This window comes from Bradyrhizobium sp. RDI18 (genome assembly GCF_043203335.1).
Classification (GTDB): Bacteria; Pseudomonadota; Alphaproteobacteria; order Rhizobiales; family Xanthobacteraceae; genus Bradyrhizobium; species Bradyrhizobium retamae.
In genome coordinates this window covers 4,708,073-4,722,763 of record NZ_JBICRN010000008.1, presented here as the reverse complement: position 1 = coordinate 4,722,763, position 14,691 = coordinate 4,708,073, and the positions used below count along the sequence as shown (strand labels likewise).

The window sequence follows — 14,691 nt, the reverse complement described above, 5'->3', positions numbered from 1 at the left end:
ATGCAAATAACAAGACGCGGAGGAAACCGGATGATGAAGTTTGCGCGGCTCGCGCTGGCGGGCCTGTTGGCGATGGCGGCGGGCGGGATCGCACGGGCCGATGATGCGCTGAAGGCGAAAATCGGCGTACTGCGGCTGTCATCCTCGGCGCCGGTGTTCATCGCGCAGGACAAGGGCTATTTCCGCGAGGCCGGGCTCGACATCGAGCTGAAATTCTTTGATGCGGCGCAGCCGATCGCGGTGGCGACCACGTCCGGCGACGTCGATTTCGGCATCACCGCGTTCACCGCCGGGCTCTATAATCTCGCCGGCAAGGGCACGCTGAAGGTGATCGGCGGCATGAGCCGCGAGAAGGCCGGCTATCCCTTGATCGGCTATTTCGCCAGCAACAACGCCTATGCCGCGGGGCTGAAGACGCCGAAGGATCTCGCCGGCAAGCGCATTGCGGTCACTCAAGTCGGCTCCAGCTTTCACTATTCGCTGGGACTGCTCGCCGACAAATACGGCTTCAAACTCGCCGACGTAAAGGTGATGCCGCTGCAGTCGCTGTCCAATGCCGCCGCCGCGTTGAAGGGCGAAACCGTCGATGCGGCCTTGCTGCCGATCTCGACCGCACGGGCGCTGGTGGATTCCGGTGGCGCCAAGTTTCTCGGCTGGGTCGGCGATGAGACGCCGTGGCAGTTAGGCGCGGTGTTTGCTTCACCGAAGACGCTTGCCAACAAGGTGCTGGTGACGAAGCTGCTGGGCGCGCTGGTGCGCGCTGACCGCGAGTATCACGACGTGATCCTGGCCTCCGTGAAGGACGGCAAGGCCGAGATCAGCGACAAGACAAAACCGCTACTCGAGATCATCGCCAAATACACCAATCTGCCGGTCGAGCAGGTGGTCGGCAATTGCGCCTATATCGATCCTGACGGCAAGCTCGACGTCAAGAACGTCGACAACCAGATCGCGTGGCTGCAGGAGCAGGGCTTTGTCGACAAGGGATTTGCGGCGGATGCGATCATCGCGAAGGAATATGTGAAGGCGGATTGATGGGAGTTCTTACCTCTCCCGCTTGCGGGTGAGGGAATTCTATCCACTCGGCGACACCCTCTATGCGGAAACACCCCCCACCCCAGCCCTCCCCGCAAGCGGGAGAGGGTGCGCAGCGGTGCAAGGCTCGAAAGAGAGAACCTCATGGACCTGATCGCCGATCATATCAGTCACCGCTTCGGCGGCCTCGACGTGCTCGATGACGTCTCCTTCACCGTCGCCTCCGGCGAGGTGGTCGCGATCGTGGGGCCTTCCGGCTGCGGCAAGAGCACGTTGCTGTCGATCCTGGGCGGACTGTTGCGGCCGAGCGAGGGGCGGGCAGAGCTGCGCGGCGCGCCACCGGACAACAGTCTCAATCCGCTGACCTTCGTGTTCCAGGACTTTGCGCTGCTGCCGTGGTGCACGGTGGAAGCAAATGTCGCGTTTCCGCTGGTTCATACCGCCCTCGATGCCGCCGCGCGCCAGGCCGTCGTCGATGACGCGCTGCGCCGCACCGGCCTGTCTGATTTTCGCGGCGCCTATCCGAAGCAATTGTCCGGCGGCATGCGCCAGCGCGTCGGCATCGCGCGGGCGCTTGCGGTGCGGCCGGCGATTCTTCTGATGGACGAGCCGCTGTCGGCGCTGGATTCTCAGACCCGCGAATTGCTGATGGAGGATTTCGTTCGCCTGCTGGCCGATGGCGCGATGGGCGCGGTCTACGTTACGCATAATCTGGAAGAGGCGGTGCGGCTTGCCGACCGTGTGGTGGTGCTGTCGCGCCGGCCCGGCCGCGTGCGCGAGGTCGTGAGCATCCCGATGACGCGTGCCGAACGCGGCGGCATCGACGCCCGCGGCAAGTTGCTGACGTTGCAGAACCAGTTGTGGTCGCTGATCCGCGAGGAGGCGATCGATGCCGAGCGCGAGGTTCAAAATGCTTGAGCGCGCGCCCTCGCAGGATACCCGGCAGGACGGGAGCGTTCCGCGGCCGGTCGCCTTCCGCGGCGCGGGTTTTATGCCAGGCGGTGGCCGCGCTTCCGGGTGGATCGCGCTGGCGCTGGTGATCGCGTTCTGGCAACTCGCCGGCAGCGCCGGCTGGGTCAATCCGCTGTTCCTGCCGGCGCCATCAGCGATTGCGGTTGCGATCTACAAGCTCGCCGTCAGTGGCGCACTCTGGCAGCATGTTTCCGCTTCGGTCGTTCGCATCGGCTCAGGCTGGCTGATCGGCACGGTGGCCGGCGTGATCGTCGGTTTTGCAATCGGCCTCTCGACGCTGGCGCGCGGCGTCGGCATCACATTTATTTCCGCGCTGTTTCCGATCCCAAAGATCGCGCTGCTGCCGCTCCTGATCCTCTGGCTCGGGATCGGCGAAGAGCCGAAGATCGCGACCATTGCGTTAGGGGTGTTCTTCTCCACGGCGATTTCGGTCTATAGCGGCGTCGACGCGGTACCGCGTAACCTGATCCGAATGGCGCAGAGTTTTAACGTGCCGTTCCATGCCATCGTCATCAGAGTGATCTGGCCCGGCGCGCTGCCCTCGATTCTTGCGGGATTCCGCATTACGGCGTCGGTGGCGCTGCTATTGGTGGTGAGCGCGGAAATGATCGGCGCGCAATTCGGCATCGGCGCCTACGTGCTGCAGGCCGGCAATCTGATGCAGACCGATCAGCTCCTCGCCGGCGTCGTGATCCTGTCGCTGTTCGGGCTTGCGGTGGGCAAGGCGATCAATGTGCTGGAAGCGCGGTTGTTACACTGGCGGTAGAGCTGTCGTCCCTGCGAACGCAGGGACCCATACCGCGTGATTTGTCAATGAGCCGATATAGCAGACGCCGTTCGCAACAATGAAAGCCGGTGGTTATGGGTCCCTGCGTTCGCAGGGACGACAACAACCTCACGCATTGCCGCGGTCTTCGCGGAACAGGTCGATCTTCTGCTGCACCGGGCGATCCGAAAAACTGAACAGCACTGAATCAACATCCGCCTCGTGCGTGACCCAGTGCCAGCTCGGCACCACGAACAGATCGCGCGCGCCCCACTCGAAGGTCTGATCGCCGATCCGGGTGCGGCCTTTGCCTTCGATCGCGGCGAACACGGTGGCATCGGTCGAGCGGTAGCGCGCGGTCTTGAAACCCTTCGGCAATAGCTGGATGAAGGTGCCGATGGTCGGCATCGCGAAATCGCCTGTCTCGGGATTGGAGAATTTCAGTTTCAGCCCGTGGCAGGCGTCCCATTCGTCGCGCGTCTTGGCGCGCTCCAGCGCCTCGCGGGTGTAGCTGTAGGGATAGTTGAAGATCGGCGAGGTCTTGGATTTGCGCTTCTCGTCGACCGGCAGCAGATTGTGGCCGTAGCGCGCAAAACTGTCGCCGGTAGGCTTGGAGATCTTCTGCTGGTCCTCGTTCGACCCTTCAGCAAACGAAGCATCGAAGAATTGCACCATTGGGATATCGAGACCATCGAGCCAGAACATCGGCTCCGAGGTCTCGTTGGAATGATCGTGCCAGGTCATCGACGGCGTGATGATGAAATCGCCGGGCTCCATCGCCGTGCGCTCGCCATCGACGGTGGTATGGGCGCCCTTGCCTTCGAGCACGAAGCGCAAGGCCGACTGGCTATGCCGATGAGCGGGCGCGACATCGCCCGGGACCACCATCTGCACGCCGGCAAACAGCGAGGTCGTGACCTTCGACTGGCCGCGCAGCCCCGGATTCTCCAGCACCAGAACCCGCCGCTCGGCTTCCTTGGCGGTGATCAGTCGGCCTGCCTCGGTCATGTAGTCGCGGATCAGAATCGAACTTCCACAGATGCGGCCGGCAGGCACTGCGCGGCTCCGGCGTGACGAGGTCGCCCAGCACGTTCCACAGCGCGGAGAGATTATCGCCGTCGATCTTCTTGTAGAACGCCTCGCGTTCCGGCGTCTTCTGCACGGCTTCCATGGCAAGCCTCCCGTCATTCTTTATCGTGTAGATTGACAGTATACTTACAATATCGGTAGCGTCAATGTGGTAAACCCGAACAGGCCGGAAGAATCAGGGAGGTTCCGATGAGGCTGCATGGCTATTTCCGCAGCAGCGCGGCTTATCGCGTCAGGATCGCGCTCAACCTCAAGGGGCTCACGGCAGAGCACCTGCCGCATCACCTTCGCAAGGGCGAACAGATTGCGCCGGACTATCTCGCGATCAACCCGCAGGGGCTGGTGCCGACGCTGGAGGGCGACGATGGCGCGGTGCTGACCCAGTCGCTGGCCATCATCGAATGGCTGGACGAGACCCATCCCCACCCGCCGCTATTGCCAAAGGATCCGCTGCGCCGCGCAAAGGTGCGCGCCTTTGCGCTCGCCATCGCCTGCGACATCCATCCGGTGCAGAATTTGAAGGTGCTGGCCCGGCTGCGCCAGATCGGCCTGCCGGAAGAGAAGGTGACGGAGTGGGCGGCTTGGGCCAACCGCGAAGGCCTCGCTGCCTGCGAGACCCTGATCAAGGGCGAGAACGGGCCGTTCTGTTTCGGCGACACGCCGACGGTTGCCGACCTCTGCCTGGTGCCGCAGCTTGCCAACGCGCGGCGCTTCGGCGTCGACGTTTCGGCCTTTTCCCGCCTGCTCGAGGCGGAAGCCGCGGCAAAGCCAATGAAGGCATTCACTGATGCTGCGCCGGACAGGCAGCCCGATGCCGAGTAAGCCATCCCCCATCACCATGGACGCCGTCTATACCGCGCCCGGCTATCTGTTCCGGCGGATGCAGCAGATCGCGGTCTCTATCTTCGTCGAGGAATGCAGCGCGTTCGACCTGACGCCGGTGCAATATGCGTCGCTGGTGGCGATCCACACCCATCCGGGCATCGATGCCACCCGGCTTTCGGCGGTGATCGCGTTCGACCGCTCGACCCTCGGCAACGTCATCGAGCGGCTGGAGAGCAAGGCGCTGATCGAGCGCAAGCCCTCGCGCGAGGACAAGCGCGTCAAGCTGCTCTATCTCTCGAAATCGGGCGCGGCCGTGCTGCGCGACATCATGCCGTCGGTCGAGCGCGCCCAGGTCAGGATGCTGCAGCCGCTGAAGCCTGCGGACCGCAAGACCCTGCTGACGCTCCTAACGCAACTCGTCGATCTCAACAATGAAGCCTCGCGCGTGCCGTTGCGCGCGGAAGATGCGCTGGAGCATTTGGGGAAGGTGGGGTGAGGGGAGCGTTGGGGACGAGTGTCAGTGCCAAAAAACTCTGCTGTCGTCCCGGCCCTGAGCCGGGACCCATAACCACAAATATTTGTGTTGGGCAGGCTGTGGCTGCAGCCTAAGGCCATAACTGACATGAGTGGTTATGGGTCCCTGCGTTCGCAGGGACGACGTCGAGTTTGCGAAGGTTCGCAGGGACGACAGCGAGTTTGCAGCCGCTACATCTTCATCAACGCTTGCCGGTCGATCTTGCCTGTGCCGGTCTTCGGCAGTTCCTCGATGAAGGTGATCTCGCGCGGATATTTGTAAGGCAGCAGCTTTGCCTTGACGTAATCCTGCAATGTCTTGGTGGCGTTCGTCGCATCGAACTCGCCCTTGTTCATCACCACCACCGCTTTCAGGGTCATCCGGCGGTCCGGCAGTTCGGCCGCAAACACCGCGCATTCCCTGATGTCGGGATGCTCGGCCAGGCACAGTTCGACTTCGAGCGGATAAACCCATTGCCCCGAAATCTTGACCAAGTCGTCGGCGCGGCCGCGGAAGAAATGGAAGCCGTCGGCATCACGCACGAAGCGGTCGCCGGTGTAGATCCACCCCTCCTCGCGAATGGTCTCGGCGGATTTGTCCGGTCGGTTCCAGTACAGCGGCGTGTTGGAATCGCCGCGGACCCACAAGATTCCTTCCTCGTTGTCGGCGACTTCGCGGCCGTCCTTGTCCCTGAGCAGGATTTCATAGCCGGGCACGCGCAGGCCCGCGGCGCCGAGTTTTTTCTTCTCGGGGAGGTTGGAAAGATAGATGTGCAGGACTTCCGTCGAGCCGAGCCCTTCGATGATCTCGAGCCCCGTCAGCTTTTTCCAGCCGTTGAACACTTCTGCCGATAAGACCTCGGCCGCCGACAGCGCCATCCGCAGCGACGAGAAATCGGTTGTCGCCGCACCCTCGGCCTTGGTCAGCGAGGTATAGAGCGTCGGCAATCCATAAAACACGGACGGTCGATACTCTTCGATCGCCTGGAAGATCGTGGCGGGCTTCGGTTGTCCCGGCAGCAGCAGCGTCGCCGCACCGACCGAGAACGGGAAGGTGATGGCGTTGCCGAAGCCGTAGGCGAAGAAAATCTTCGGCACCGAGAAGCAGACGTCGTCCGGCCCGAGCTTGAGCACGCTGCGGGCGAATGCCTGCTCGCTATAGGCCATGTCGTGCTGCAGATGCACAATGCCCTTGGGGCGGCCGGTCGAGCCCGACGAATACATCCAGAACGCCATCTCGTCGCGGTGGGTGTCGGCTTCCGGAAGATCGGTGGCGAAGCCTTGCAGCCACTTCGCCGCGTCGACCGTGTACGGCACGGCGTGCTCGCCCGCTACGCCATTGACCACAACAAGTGTTTGCAGCGGCGTATCCTTGCAGGCCTCCGCGTTGAACCGCGACGTAAACTCGGCCTCGGCGACGGCTACCGTTGCGCCGGCGTCCGCGAGATAGAATTGCAGGAGGTCCGGCGGCGTCAGCGTGTTGATCAACAGCGGCACGAAGCCGGAGCGCACCGCGCCGAAAAACGCCGCTGGATAGGCCGGCGTGTCGTCGAGGAACATCAGAATGCGGTCGCCGCGCTTCAAGCCCAGCGACTGAAAGCCGTGGCCCCATTGCGCGGCTTCAGTGCAGAGCTCTGCATAGGTGCGCGTGCCGCCGGGGCCGGTCAGCGCCAGCCGCTGGCCGCGGCCGGCCGCGAGATTATCGAACAGGATGCTGCCCGCGTTATAGCGTTCCGGGATCGCAAAGCCGATCTCGCGCGCGCCCGGATTGTCGCGGGGGACCAAATCAGAAATTTCGCACGTCATGCCTGGCTCCCGATTTTCTTCGCCGCCTCGTAACGCGTCATGAATTCCGGCGACATCGCGCGCAGCCGCGCATCGGCGATCCGCCCGGAGCGGGTGATGTAGCTGTAGGCAAAGTCCATCAGGTCGAGCTTCATGTGTTCGGGGAAATGTTCGTACCAGTCGGCGCTGGTGCGCGCCGCCGTCACCAGCTTCTGCACGATCGGCTTGCGCTCGGCCTGGTAGCGGGCGAGCCCTGTGGGAATATCGTTTTCCGCCTCCAGCGCCTTGGTTAGCGCGATCGCGTCTTCGATGGCGAGCCGCGTGCCTGAGCCGATCGAGAAATGCGCGGTGTGCAAGGCGTCTCCGATCAGCACCATGTTGGTGTGGGACCAGTTCTCGTTCCAGATCCAGGGAAAATTGCGCCACACCGATTTGTTCGACACCAGAGAGTGACCGTCGAGGGTTTCCGCAAAAATCTCCTCGCAGATCGCCTGCGACTGTTCGATCGTCTTGTGCTCGAATCCATAGGCCTGCCAGGTCGCCGCATCGCATTCGACCAGGAACGTGCTCATGGCGGGCGAATAGCGATAGTGATGCGCGTTGAAGAAGCCCAGATCGGTCTTCACGAACGTCTGCGACAGCGTCGCAAAGCGCTTGCTGGTGCCGTACCAGGCGAATTTGTTGGTCGAATGCGAAACCGAGGCGCCGAATTCCTGCTCAAACCCGCGGCGCACCAGCGAGTTCAGCCCGTCGGCGGCAACGATCAGGTCGTATCCGCCGAGTTCGCCGATCGACTGGATCGTGGTGTCGTATCGCGCCGCCACGCCTGCCGCGCGCACGCGCTGCTGCAGGATGGTCAATAGTTCAAGCCGGCCGATCGAAGAGAAGCCGATCCCGTCGATCTCGACGCTCTCACCACGCAAATTGAGCGTGATGTTCTTCCAGCTCTCCATCCGTGGTGTGATGGCATCGACCGTCTCGGGGTCGTCGGCGCGCAAAAATTCCAGCGCCTGTTCGGAGAACACCACGCCAAACCCCCAGGTCGCGCCTTCGGGGTTCTGCTCAAACAGATCGATTTGCGCGTCCGGATGACGGCGCTTCCAGAGATAGGCAAAGTAGAGGCCGCCGGGGCCTCCACCAATGACGGCGATACGCACGTCTTCCTCCCAATCGACAGTATGCTTACTAATTTGGAGTGGAGACTAATCCGTGCCGGATATTTGCGCTACAGAAAAATGATGAGGGATGGCGGCTGGCGTCCGGTCCCGATCGTGTCAGGACCGGGCGCCCAATGGCCCGGTTTCGTCCGCCGGTTCTGTCCGCGAACGGTTGTCCGCTCTGCGACAACTCTGGCTTGACCGAACCTTCGGGCTCAGGTGCAGCGGCGAACCTTCGCGCCGTTCACCCACACGGTCCTGCAAACCACGGCCGGCTTGCGGACGACGACTGCGCCGCGCGCTCCGGCGCAGCCGGCGCGATAGACGCCCTTGGCACATACCGCGGCGTTGGCTTCGGTCGATTCAAAGGTCATGGTGGTGCCGAACGCGAAGAGGGCGGATGAAATGATCAGCAAGTAACGCATGTCGGTCTCCCGGACTGGTACTGGTTGATGTTCAGGCATTGAAAGCTTCCTTTTTGAAGACTTTCTTCGGAAAGTTCTGCGGATGCTGTCGCGTCGGCTTTGCGTGCCGATCTCGTTTTTCGTTGCCGGCCGATCGTTGAGGTGAGTATCCGCGGATCGGGCTGGCTGGTCTTCTTGCGTCCTGATCGCGGACCCGCTGTAGTGAAGCTCCCTTTCATCGCCGCAAGGATAACCCAAGGAGAACTCATGGCGCAGGTCAGAGCCAAATGGCTGGCGTTCTATTCCGAACATGTCGAGCCAGTCTCCAAGGAAATATTCTCTCACGTCGAAAAGATGATCATCGGGACGTTGATCATATCCGCCGGCGCCCACGTATCGAGCAGCGAGCCGGCGGTCGTCCTATTAGGCTATCTGCGCCACGGTCTCGTCGGCCGCGGCGTCATGCTGTTCGGTGTTGTCCTCCTGCTGCTGAACTTCGTCGACGGTCTCTACAAGCTGGCCAAGCTCACTTGGCACGTCGCCTACCAACTCCTGATGACGATCCTTTACATCGCACTGTCGGTCCGGCTCATTCAGCTCATCCTCGCCTTTCGCGGCGGTGAGTGACCGACGATCCCCGGGTCAACTTGGGATCGCCGAAGGCGCGTGACTATCGTGCCGCGAATTGGGACAAAACGTCCTTGCATGCCGGTGAAAGCTGGGCAGCGTTGGTCGCCAGACACAGCACGATCCGCCCGCCGCCCGCGGGCACGCCGCCGCAAATCGTGCGCACGTCGGCGCCGCAGGCCGAGCGCAGCACGAACAGTTCTTCACGCGGCCGCATCGGCCGCAGCACGATCACGGTCGGCGCCGCCGTTGGCGCAGCGGTAGCCGCGGTTCCCGCTGCGGCCGGAACCGCGCCGGCTGCGGGCGCTGCGGCGGCTGCTGCTCCACCACCACTGGCGGCGGCGACCGCCTTCTCGCAACCGGCCGAGAGTTTCCCCTTGTTCTTTTCCAGGCATTGCAGCGCCGGCGCGCCACCGGTCGGTACGCCCGCGCAGACCTTCGGATAATCGGAGCGGCACGCGCTGCGAATGGCGGAAATCTGGGCGCTAGTCGGCTGTCCGGCAGCGGGGGCGGCGGCTGCAGCCTTCGGTTCGCCGGATTTGGACGGCGCCGCCGTCGCGGCGGCCGGTGCCGCAGATTTCTGCGGCGCGGCCTCGGCCGGCTTGGCGGTGTCGGCGGGCTTGGCCGTCTCCGCGGGCTTGGCCGCCGCCGCTTCCACGGCGCGCACCGCGCCCTGGCAGCCCGATGACAAGCTCGACATGTTCTTCTGCAGGCATTGCAGCGCGGCCTCGCCGCCCGGCGGCACGCTGGAGCAACGCGCTATATAGTCCGAACGACACTGCGACTTGATCGCGTCGCGTTGCGCCTGGCTCGGCGCCTGCGCAAACGCCGGGGCTGCAATTGCGAATGTCGCGGCCGCCAACAACAGCCCAAACTTTCTTGCGCTCGTCATCATGTTGGTCATTTAAATAATCCTTTTGTTTCGTCGGAAGCCGCCGCTTCAACCGAAGTGAAATTTCGAAATGTGTCGAGAGAAAAATCAGGACGCATCATTTTCGCTTTCCAGTTCCGCCGCAAGCGGATTGTTGCTATTTTCATGGGATGGCGGAAAGCCGATTTCTGAATAAAGCCTTTTCCAGAACAAGACCGATTGAGGTACCAAAAAATGAAGGCTTCGCGTTCGCCTGCACGCTTGAGATCACACGGCGCCGCCGCGCAAAGAGGCGCTTCCGCCTGCCGTGCAGCTTTCGCCGTTGCTGCAATGGGCATCTTAAGTGCCTGCGAACAAAATACTTTTGTCCCGCCGCCGCCGCCGAAGGTCGATGTCGCGGTGCCGGTGCAACGGTCCTTCACGCGCTATTTGGAAGCGACCGGCAATACCGCAGCGATCAAGAATGTCGATCTGGTTGCGCGCGTGCAGGGCTTTCTGCAATCGATCAACTACACGGACGGCGCCTACGTGAAGGAAGGCACGTCCCTGTTCACGATCGAGCCGGACACCTACAAGCTGAAGCTCGAGCAGGCACAGGCCGCGGAAACCGGCGCGCAGGCAACGGTGAGGCAGGCCGAGGCGGACTTCAAGCGCCAGCAGGAATTGGTGCAGCGGCAGGCAGTTTCGCAGGCCACGCTCGATACTTCCACCTCGACGCGCGACAACGCGCAAGCGAACCTGCTTCAGGCCCAGGTCAATACCAAGATCGCGGCGGTCAATTATGGTTATACCAATGTGACCGCGCCGTTCGACGGCGTCGTCAGCGCGCATCTCGTCGCCGTCGGCGAACTCGTCGGCGTCTCGTCGCCGACGCAGCTCGCCACCATCGTGGCGCTCGATCCCATCTGGGTGAATTTCAACGTCAACGAACAGGACGTGCTGCGGATACGTACGGAGGCCCGCCGGCGCGGGATGACGGCGGACGACCTCAGGCAATTGCCGATCGAAGTCGGGTTGCAGACCGAGACCGGCTATCCGCACAAGGGCAGGCTCGACTATGCCGCGGTGACGCTCAACCAGTCGACCGGCACGCTCCCGGTGCGTGGCGTGCTGCCCAATTCCGACCGCGCGTTGCTGCCGGGGTTCTTTGTTCGCGTCCGCGTCCCGATTGATCAGGAGCAGAATGGGCTGTTCGTACCTGATGTTGCGCTGGGGAGCGATCAGGCCGGACGCTACGTGCTGGTCGTGAACGGCGAAAATATCGTCGAGCAGCGCAAGGTGCGGGTCGGGCCGCTGGAGGGCGAGCTGCGTGTCATCGAAGAAGGCCTGAAGGCCGACGACCGCGTCGTCACCGCCGGGCTGTTGCGCGCGATTCCCGGCCAGAAGGTCGATCCGCAACTGAAGAAGATCGAAGCGCAGTCGGCTGTGGCCAAGTAGGAGCCCGCCATGATTTCGAAGTTTTTCATCGAGCGGCCGGTTCTTTCCAACGTCATCGCGATCCTGATGATCCTGATCGGCGGCGTGTGTTTGTTCCGGCTGGCCGTCGCGCAGTATCCTGAGGTCGTGCCGCCGACGGTGCAGGTCACCACCCGCTATCCCGGCGCCAGCGCGAAAACCGTGATCGATACGGTGGCGCTGCCGATCGAGCAGCAGGTCAACGGCGTCGAGGACATGCTCTACATGCAGTCCTACAGCGGCGCCGACGGCACCTACACGCTGACGGTCACGTTCAAGATCGGCATTGACCTCAACTTCGCGCAGGTGCTGGTGCAGAACCGGGTGTCGAGCGCGCTGGCGCAGCTGCCGCAGTCGGTGCAGAACCAGGGCGTCACCGTGCAGAAGAGATCGACGGCGATCCTGCTGTTCGTGACGCTGACGTCGCCGAAAGCGACCTATGACAGTCTGTTCCTGAGCAACTACGCCACCATCAACATTCGCGACGAGCTGTCGCGTCTGCCCGGCGTCGGCAACGTCACCGTGTTCGGGGCCGGTCAGTACTCGATGCGGGTCTGGCTCGATCCGAACAAGCTGTATGCGCGCGGGCTGATGCCGCAGGATGTCATTTCGGCGATCCAGCAGCAGAGCCAGCAGGTCACCGCGGGCCAGGTCGGGGCACCGCCGGCGCCCGCAGGGCAGGCGTTCCAGTATACGCTGAACGTCAGTGGACGGCTCGCTGACACCAGCGAGTTCGAGAATGTGATCGTCAAGACCGGTACTAGCGGCGACGTCACGCGCGTGCGCGATGTCGGCTGGGTCGAACTCGGCGCTCAGACCTACAGCCAGGCGTTCTCGCTCAACAACAAGCCGGCCACCGGAATCGGCGTATTCCAGTCGCCCGGCGCCAACGCGCTCGAGGTCCAGCAGGTCGTCGAGAAGAAGATGCAGGTGCTGGCGAAGGCGTTTCCGCAGGACGTGGTCTACGACACGCCGTTCGACACCACCAAATTCGTCTCGGAATCGATCAATGAGGTCTACAAGACGCTGATCGAGGCGGGTTTGCTCGTCCTCGTCGTGATCCTGATCTTCCTGCAGGACTGGCGCGCGATGCTGGTGCCCGCGACCACGGTGCCGGTGACGATCATCGGCGCCTTTGCTGCGATGGCGGCGCTCGGCTTCACCATCAATATCTCGACCTTGTTTGCGATCGTGCTCGCGATCGGCATCGTGGTTGATGACGCCATCGTTGTGGTCGAAGGCGCCGCGCATAATATCGAGAAGGGCATGTCCGGCCATGACGCCGCGATCAGCGCGATGGACGCGCTGTTTGCGCCGATCATCGGCATCACGCTGGTGCTGATCTCGGTGTTCCTGCCCTCGGCGTTTCTGCCGGGATTGACCGGGCAGATGTATGCGCAGTTCGCGCTGGTCATTGCCGCAACCGCGCTGCTCAGCGCCATCAACGCGGCGACGCTGAAGCCGACGCAGTGCGCGTTGTGGCTGCGCCGGCCAGTGCCGCCGGAGCAGCGCAACTTTTTTCTACCGCGGCTTCAACGCGGTCTATAACCGCGTCGAGGCCGCCTATAGCCGGTTGATCGGCCGCCTGATCGCACACAGCAATGCTTCTGTCATCTGCGCGCTGATCCTGATTGCCATCGGTGGCTACGGCCTGTCGCGGGTGCCGACCGGCTTCATTCCGATCGAGGACCAGGGCTATCTCCTGGTCGCCGTGCAATTGCCTGATGGTGCGGCGCTTGAACGTACCCAGCGTGTGCTTACCCAGGTCAGCGAGATAGCCGGCAAGGCCCCGGGCGTCGATCAGGTCATCGCCATTTCCGGCATCTCCGCGCTCGACAATTCTTCCAGCCTCGCCAATGCGGGCGTCGCCTATTTGATCTTGAAAGAGTGGAGCGCGCGAGGGCCAGGTGAGGATCTGCGCTCGCTGTTCGTCGGATTGAACGAAAAACTGTCCGTCATCGAGGAGGCGCGGATCCTGGTAGTCCCGCCGCCGCCGATCCAGGGTATCGGTAACGCCGCCGGCTTCGCGATGCAGGTCCAGCTCCGCGACGGCAATTCCGACTTCAGCAAGTTGCAGGCGATCACCGGCGCGATCGTCGCCAATGCGTCGTCACAGAGCGCGCTGCAGCGGGTGAGTTCGCCGTTCCGCTCGATGGTGCCGCAGTTCGACATCGAGGTGGATCGAATCAAGACCCAGACGCTGCATGTCACGACCGACCAGATCTTCTCGACGCTGTCGTCCTACATGGGTTCGACCTTCGTCAACCAGTTCAACAAGTTCGGCCGTACCTTCCAGGTCTATGCGCAGGCGGACGCGCAATTCCGCCTGACGCCGCGTGACATCCAAAACATGATGGTGCGTAACAGCAATGGTGACATGATCCCGCTCGGCACCGTGGCAAAGATCACGCCGGCGATCGGTCCGTCGCTGATCAGCCTGTACAATCTGTATCCTTCCGCAACCATCATCGGCCTGCCGGCGACGGGTTACAGCTCAGGTCAGTCGATGAATCTGATGGAGCAGATTGCCGCGAAGACCCTGCCGCCCGGCACGGGCTTCGAGTGGACGGCGATGTCGTACCAGGAGAAGGTCGTCGGCGGCCAGATCTACTGGGCGTTCGGCCTGGCCCTGCTGCTGGTCTACCTCGTGCTGGCCGGACAATATGAAAGCTGGTACGCGCCGATATCGGTGATTCTCGCGGTGCCGCTGTCCTTGCTTGGCCCAATGATCGTGCTGACGGGACTGAGGATCGAGAACAATCTCTATACCCAGATCGGCATCATCCTGTTGATCGCGCTGTCGGCCAAGAACGCCATCCTGATCGTCGAGGTGGCGCTGGAACTGCACGTGCGCGATCGCAAGCCGTTGCTGGAATCCGCCGTCGAGGCGGCGCGAGCCCGGTTCCGGCCGATCCTGATGACGTCGTTTGCTTTCATCTTCGGCATGATCCCGCTGGTGCTTGCGACCGGCGCCGGCGCCAACGCCCGGAAGTCGATCGGCATCACGGCGGCCTCGGGCATGCTGGCCTCGACCTGTCTGGCCGTGTTGTTCGTGCCGACGTTCTTTGTCGTGATCCAGCGGTTCGAGAACTGGCTCAAGGAACGCAAGGTGAAGAAGGCCGGGCAGGCGGCGGCGGAAGCGGCGCACTAACTCGTAGGGTGGGCAAAGCGAAGCGTGCCCACCAGACGCGA

Annotated in this window: 12 protein-coding genes and 2 pseudogenes; 8 read left to right on the top strand and 6 right to left on the bottom strand. The window is 62.8% G+C overall.

Annotation, left to right across the window (positions count from 1 at the left end; genetic code table 11):
- Positions 1–30: 30 nt before the first annotated feature.
- The 3 genes from ACFXS9_RS31970 to ACFXS9_RS31960 all read left to right on the top strand — a co-directional run bounded on the left by ACFXS9_RS31970 (position 31) and on the right by ACFXS9_RS31960 (position 2,773).
- The gene (locus ACFXS9_RS31970) at positions 31–1,035 is read left to right on the top strand and encodes an ABC transporter substrate-binding protein (protein WP_392695985.1); all 1,005 of its coding nucleotides are present in this window, start codon (positions 31–33) and stop codon (positions 1,033–1,035) included.
- Between the two features lie 144 nt (positions 1,036–1,179).
- Positions 1,180–1,953, top strand: coding sequence for an ABC transporter ATP-binding protein (locus ACFXS9_RS31965; protein WP_392695983.1), 774 nt, complete (start codon positions 1,180–1,182; stop codon positions 1,951–1,953).
- Positions 1,946–2,773 carry an ABC transporter permease gene (locus ACFXS9_RS31960; protein ID WP_392695981.1) on the top strand — a complete coding sequence of 276 codons (828 nt, stop codon included), beginning with the start codon at positions 1,946–1,948 and terminating at the stop codon, positions 2,771–2,773. Before ACFXS9_RS31965 ends, ACFXS9_RS31960 begins: the two co-directional genes overlap by 8 nt.
- 129 nt (positions 2,774–2,902) lie before the next feature.
- On the opposite strand, the pseudogene gtdA reads toward ACFXS9_RS31960, so the two are convergent.
- Positions 2,903–3,944: pseudogene (gene gtdA / locus ACFXS9_RS31955) on the bottom strand (gentisate 1,2-dioxygenase).
- Positions 3,945–4,051: 107 nt separating this feature from the next.
- Between gtdA and maiA the strand changes: the two are divergent.
- Both maiA and ACFXS9_RS31945 read left to right on the top strand, forming a co-directional pair.
- Entirely contained in the window at positions 4,052–4,684 is a 633-nt protein-coding gene (gene maiA / locus ACFXS9_RS31950) for a maleylacetoacetate isomerase (protein WP_392695978.1), read from the top strand.
- Positions 4,674–5,183 (top strand): MarR family winged helix-turn-helix transcriptional regulator, encoded by a 510-nt coding sequence (locus ACFXS9_RS31945; RefSeq protein ID WP_392695975.1) that lies wholly within the window; start codon positions 4,674–4,676, stop codon positions 5,181–5,183. The genes maiA and ACFXS9_RS31945 overlap by 11 nt, the downstream gene beginning before the upstream one ends.
- Before the next feature lie 209 nt (positions 5,184–5,392).
- Here the strand turns inward: ACFXS9_RS31945 and ACFXS9_RS31940 are convergent, their stop codons facing one another.
- The 3 genes from ACFXS9_RS31940 to ACFXS9_RS31930 all read right to left on the bottom strand — a co-directional run bounded on the left by ACFXS9_RS31940 (position 5,393) and on the right by ACFXS9_RS31930 (position 8,567).
- Positions 5,393–7,006: a benzoate-CoA ligase family protein gene (locus tag ACFXS9_RS31940; RefSeq protein ID WP_392695972.1), complete on the bottom strand. Its 1,614-nt coding sequence runs from the start codon at positions 7,004–7,006 to the stop codon at positions 5,393–5,395.
- On the bottom strand, positions 7,003–8,142 hold the full coding sequence (locus tag ACFXS9_RS31935; protein WP_392695969.1) for an FAD-dependent monooxygenase: 1,140 nt from the start codon (positions 8,140–8,142) through the stop codon (positions 7,003–7,005). The genes ACFXS9_RS31940 and ACFXS9_RS31935 overlap by 4 nt, the downstream gene beginning before the upstream one ends.
- Positions 8,143–8,357: 215 nt before the next feature.
- Positions 8,358–8,567: a hypothetical protein gene (locus ACFXS9_RS31930; RefSeq protein ID WP_392695966.1), complete on the bottom strand. Its 210-nt coding sequence runs from the start codon at positions 8,565–8,567 to the stop codon at positions 8,358–8,360.
- Positions 8,568–8,813: 246 nt separating this feature from the next.
- Between ACFXS9_RS31930 and ACFXS9_RS31925 the strand changes: the two genes are divergently transcribed.
- A complete protein-coding gene (locus tag ACFXS9_RS31925) occupies positions 8,814–9,173 on the top strand; it encodes a hypothetical protein (RefSeq protein ID WP_392695964.1) in 360 nt (119 codons plus the stop codon).
- A gap of 43 nt (positions 9,174–9,216) precedes the next feature.
- Here ACFXS9_RS31925 and ACFXS9_RS31920 read toward each other — a convergent pair whose 3' ends face one another.
- Positions 9,217–10,077 (bottom strand): cysteine rich repeat-containing protein, encoded by an 861-nt coding sequence (locus tag ACFXS9_RS31920; RefSeq protein WP_392695962.1) that lies wholly within the window; start codon positions 10,075–10,077, stop codon positions 9,217–9,219.
- Positions 10,074–10,382, bottom strand: coding sequence for a hypothetical protein (locus tag ACFXS9_RS31915; RefSeq protein WP_392695960.1), 309 nt, complete (start codon positions 10,380–10,382; stop codon positions 10,074–10,076). The genes ACFXS9_RS31920 and ACFXS9_RS31915 overlap by 4 nt, the downstream gene beginning before the upstream one ends.
- Here ACFXS9_RS31915 and ACFXS9_RS31910 point away from each other — a divergent pair.
- Both ACFXS9_RS31910 and ACFXS9_RS31905 read left to right on the top strand, forming a co-directional pair.
- Complete coding sequence (locus ACFXS9_RS31910) at positions 10,375–11,481, top strand: efflux RND transporter periplasmic adaptor subunit (RefSeq protein ID WP_392695957.1); 1,107 nt, start codon at positions 10,375–10,377, stop codon at positions 11,479–11,481. The two genes, ACFXS9_RS31915 and ACFXS9_RS31910, sit on opposite strands and share 8 nt — an antisense overlap.
- Before the next feature lie 9 nt (positions 11,482–11,490).
- Positions 11,491–14,650: pseudogene (locus tag ACFXS9_RS31905) on the top strand (efflux RND transporter permease subunit).
- Positions 14,651–14,691: the final 41 nt, after the last annotated feature.

Bases quoted from the DNA above. Each gene is read 5' to 3' on its own strand.
- ACFXS9_RS31970 (WP_392695985.1), top strand. From the start codon at position 31: ATGATGAAGTTTGCGCGGCTCGCGCTGGCGGGCCTGTTGGCGATGGCG.
- ACFXS9_RS31965 (WP_392695983.1), top strand. From the start codon at position 1,180: ATGGACCTGATCGCCGATCATATCAGTCACCGCTTCGGCGGCCTCGAC.
- ACFXS9_RS31960 (WP_392695981.1), top strand. From the start codon at position 1,946: ATGCTTGAGCGCGCGCCCTCGCAGGATACCCGGCAGGACGGGAGCGTT.
- maiA (WP_392695978.1), top strand. From the start codon at position 4,052: ATGAGGCTGCATGGCTATTTCCGCAGCAGCGCGGCTTATCGCGTCAGG.
- ACFXS9_RS31945 (WP_392695975.1), top strand. From the start codon at position 4,674: ATGCCGAGTAAGCCATCCCCCATCACCATGGACGCCGTCTATACCGCG.
- ACFXS9_RS31940 (WP_392695972.1), bottom strand. From the start codon at position 7,006: ATGACGTGCGAAATTTCTGATTTGGTCCCCCGCGACAATCCGGGCGCG.
- ACFXS9_RS31930 (WP_392695966.1), bottom strand. From the start codon at position 8,567: ATGCGTTACTTGCTGATCATTTCATCCGCCCTCTTCGCGTTCGGCACC.
- ACFXS9_RS31925 (WP_392695964.1), top strand. From the start codon at position 8,814: ATGGCGCAGGTCAGAGCCAAATGGCTGGCGTTCTATTCCGAACATGTC.
- ACFXS9_RS31920 (WP_392695962.1), bottom strand. From the start codon at position 10,077: ATGACCAACATGATGACGAGCGCAAGAAAGTTTGGGCTGTTGTTGGCG.
- ACFXS9_RS31910 (WP_392695957.1), top strand. From the start codon at position 10,375: ATGGGCATCTTAAGTGCCTGCGAACAAAATACTTTTGTCCCGCCGCCG.
- ACFXS9_RS31915 (WP_392695960.1), bottom strand. From the start codon at position 10,382: ATGCCCATTGCAGCAACGGCGAAAGCTGCACGGCAGGCGGAAGCGCCT.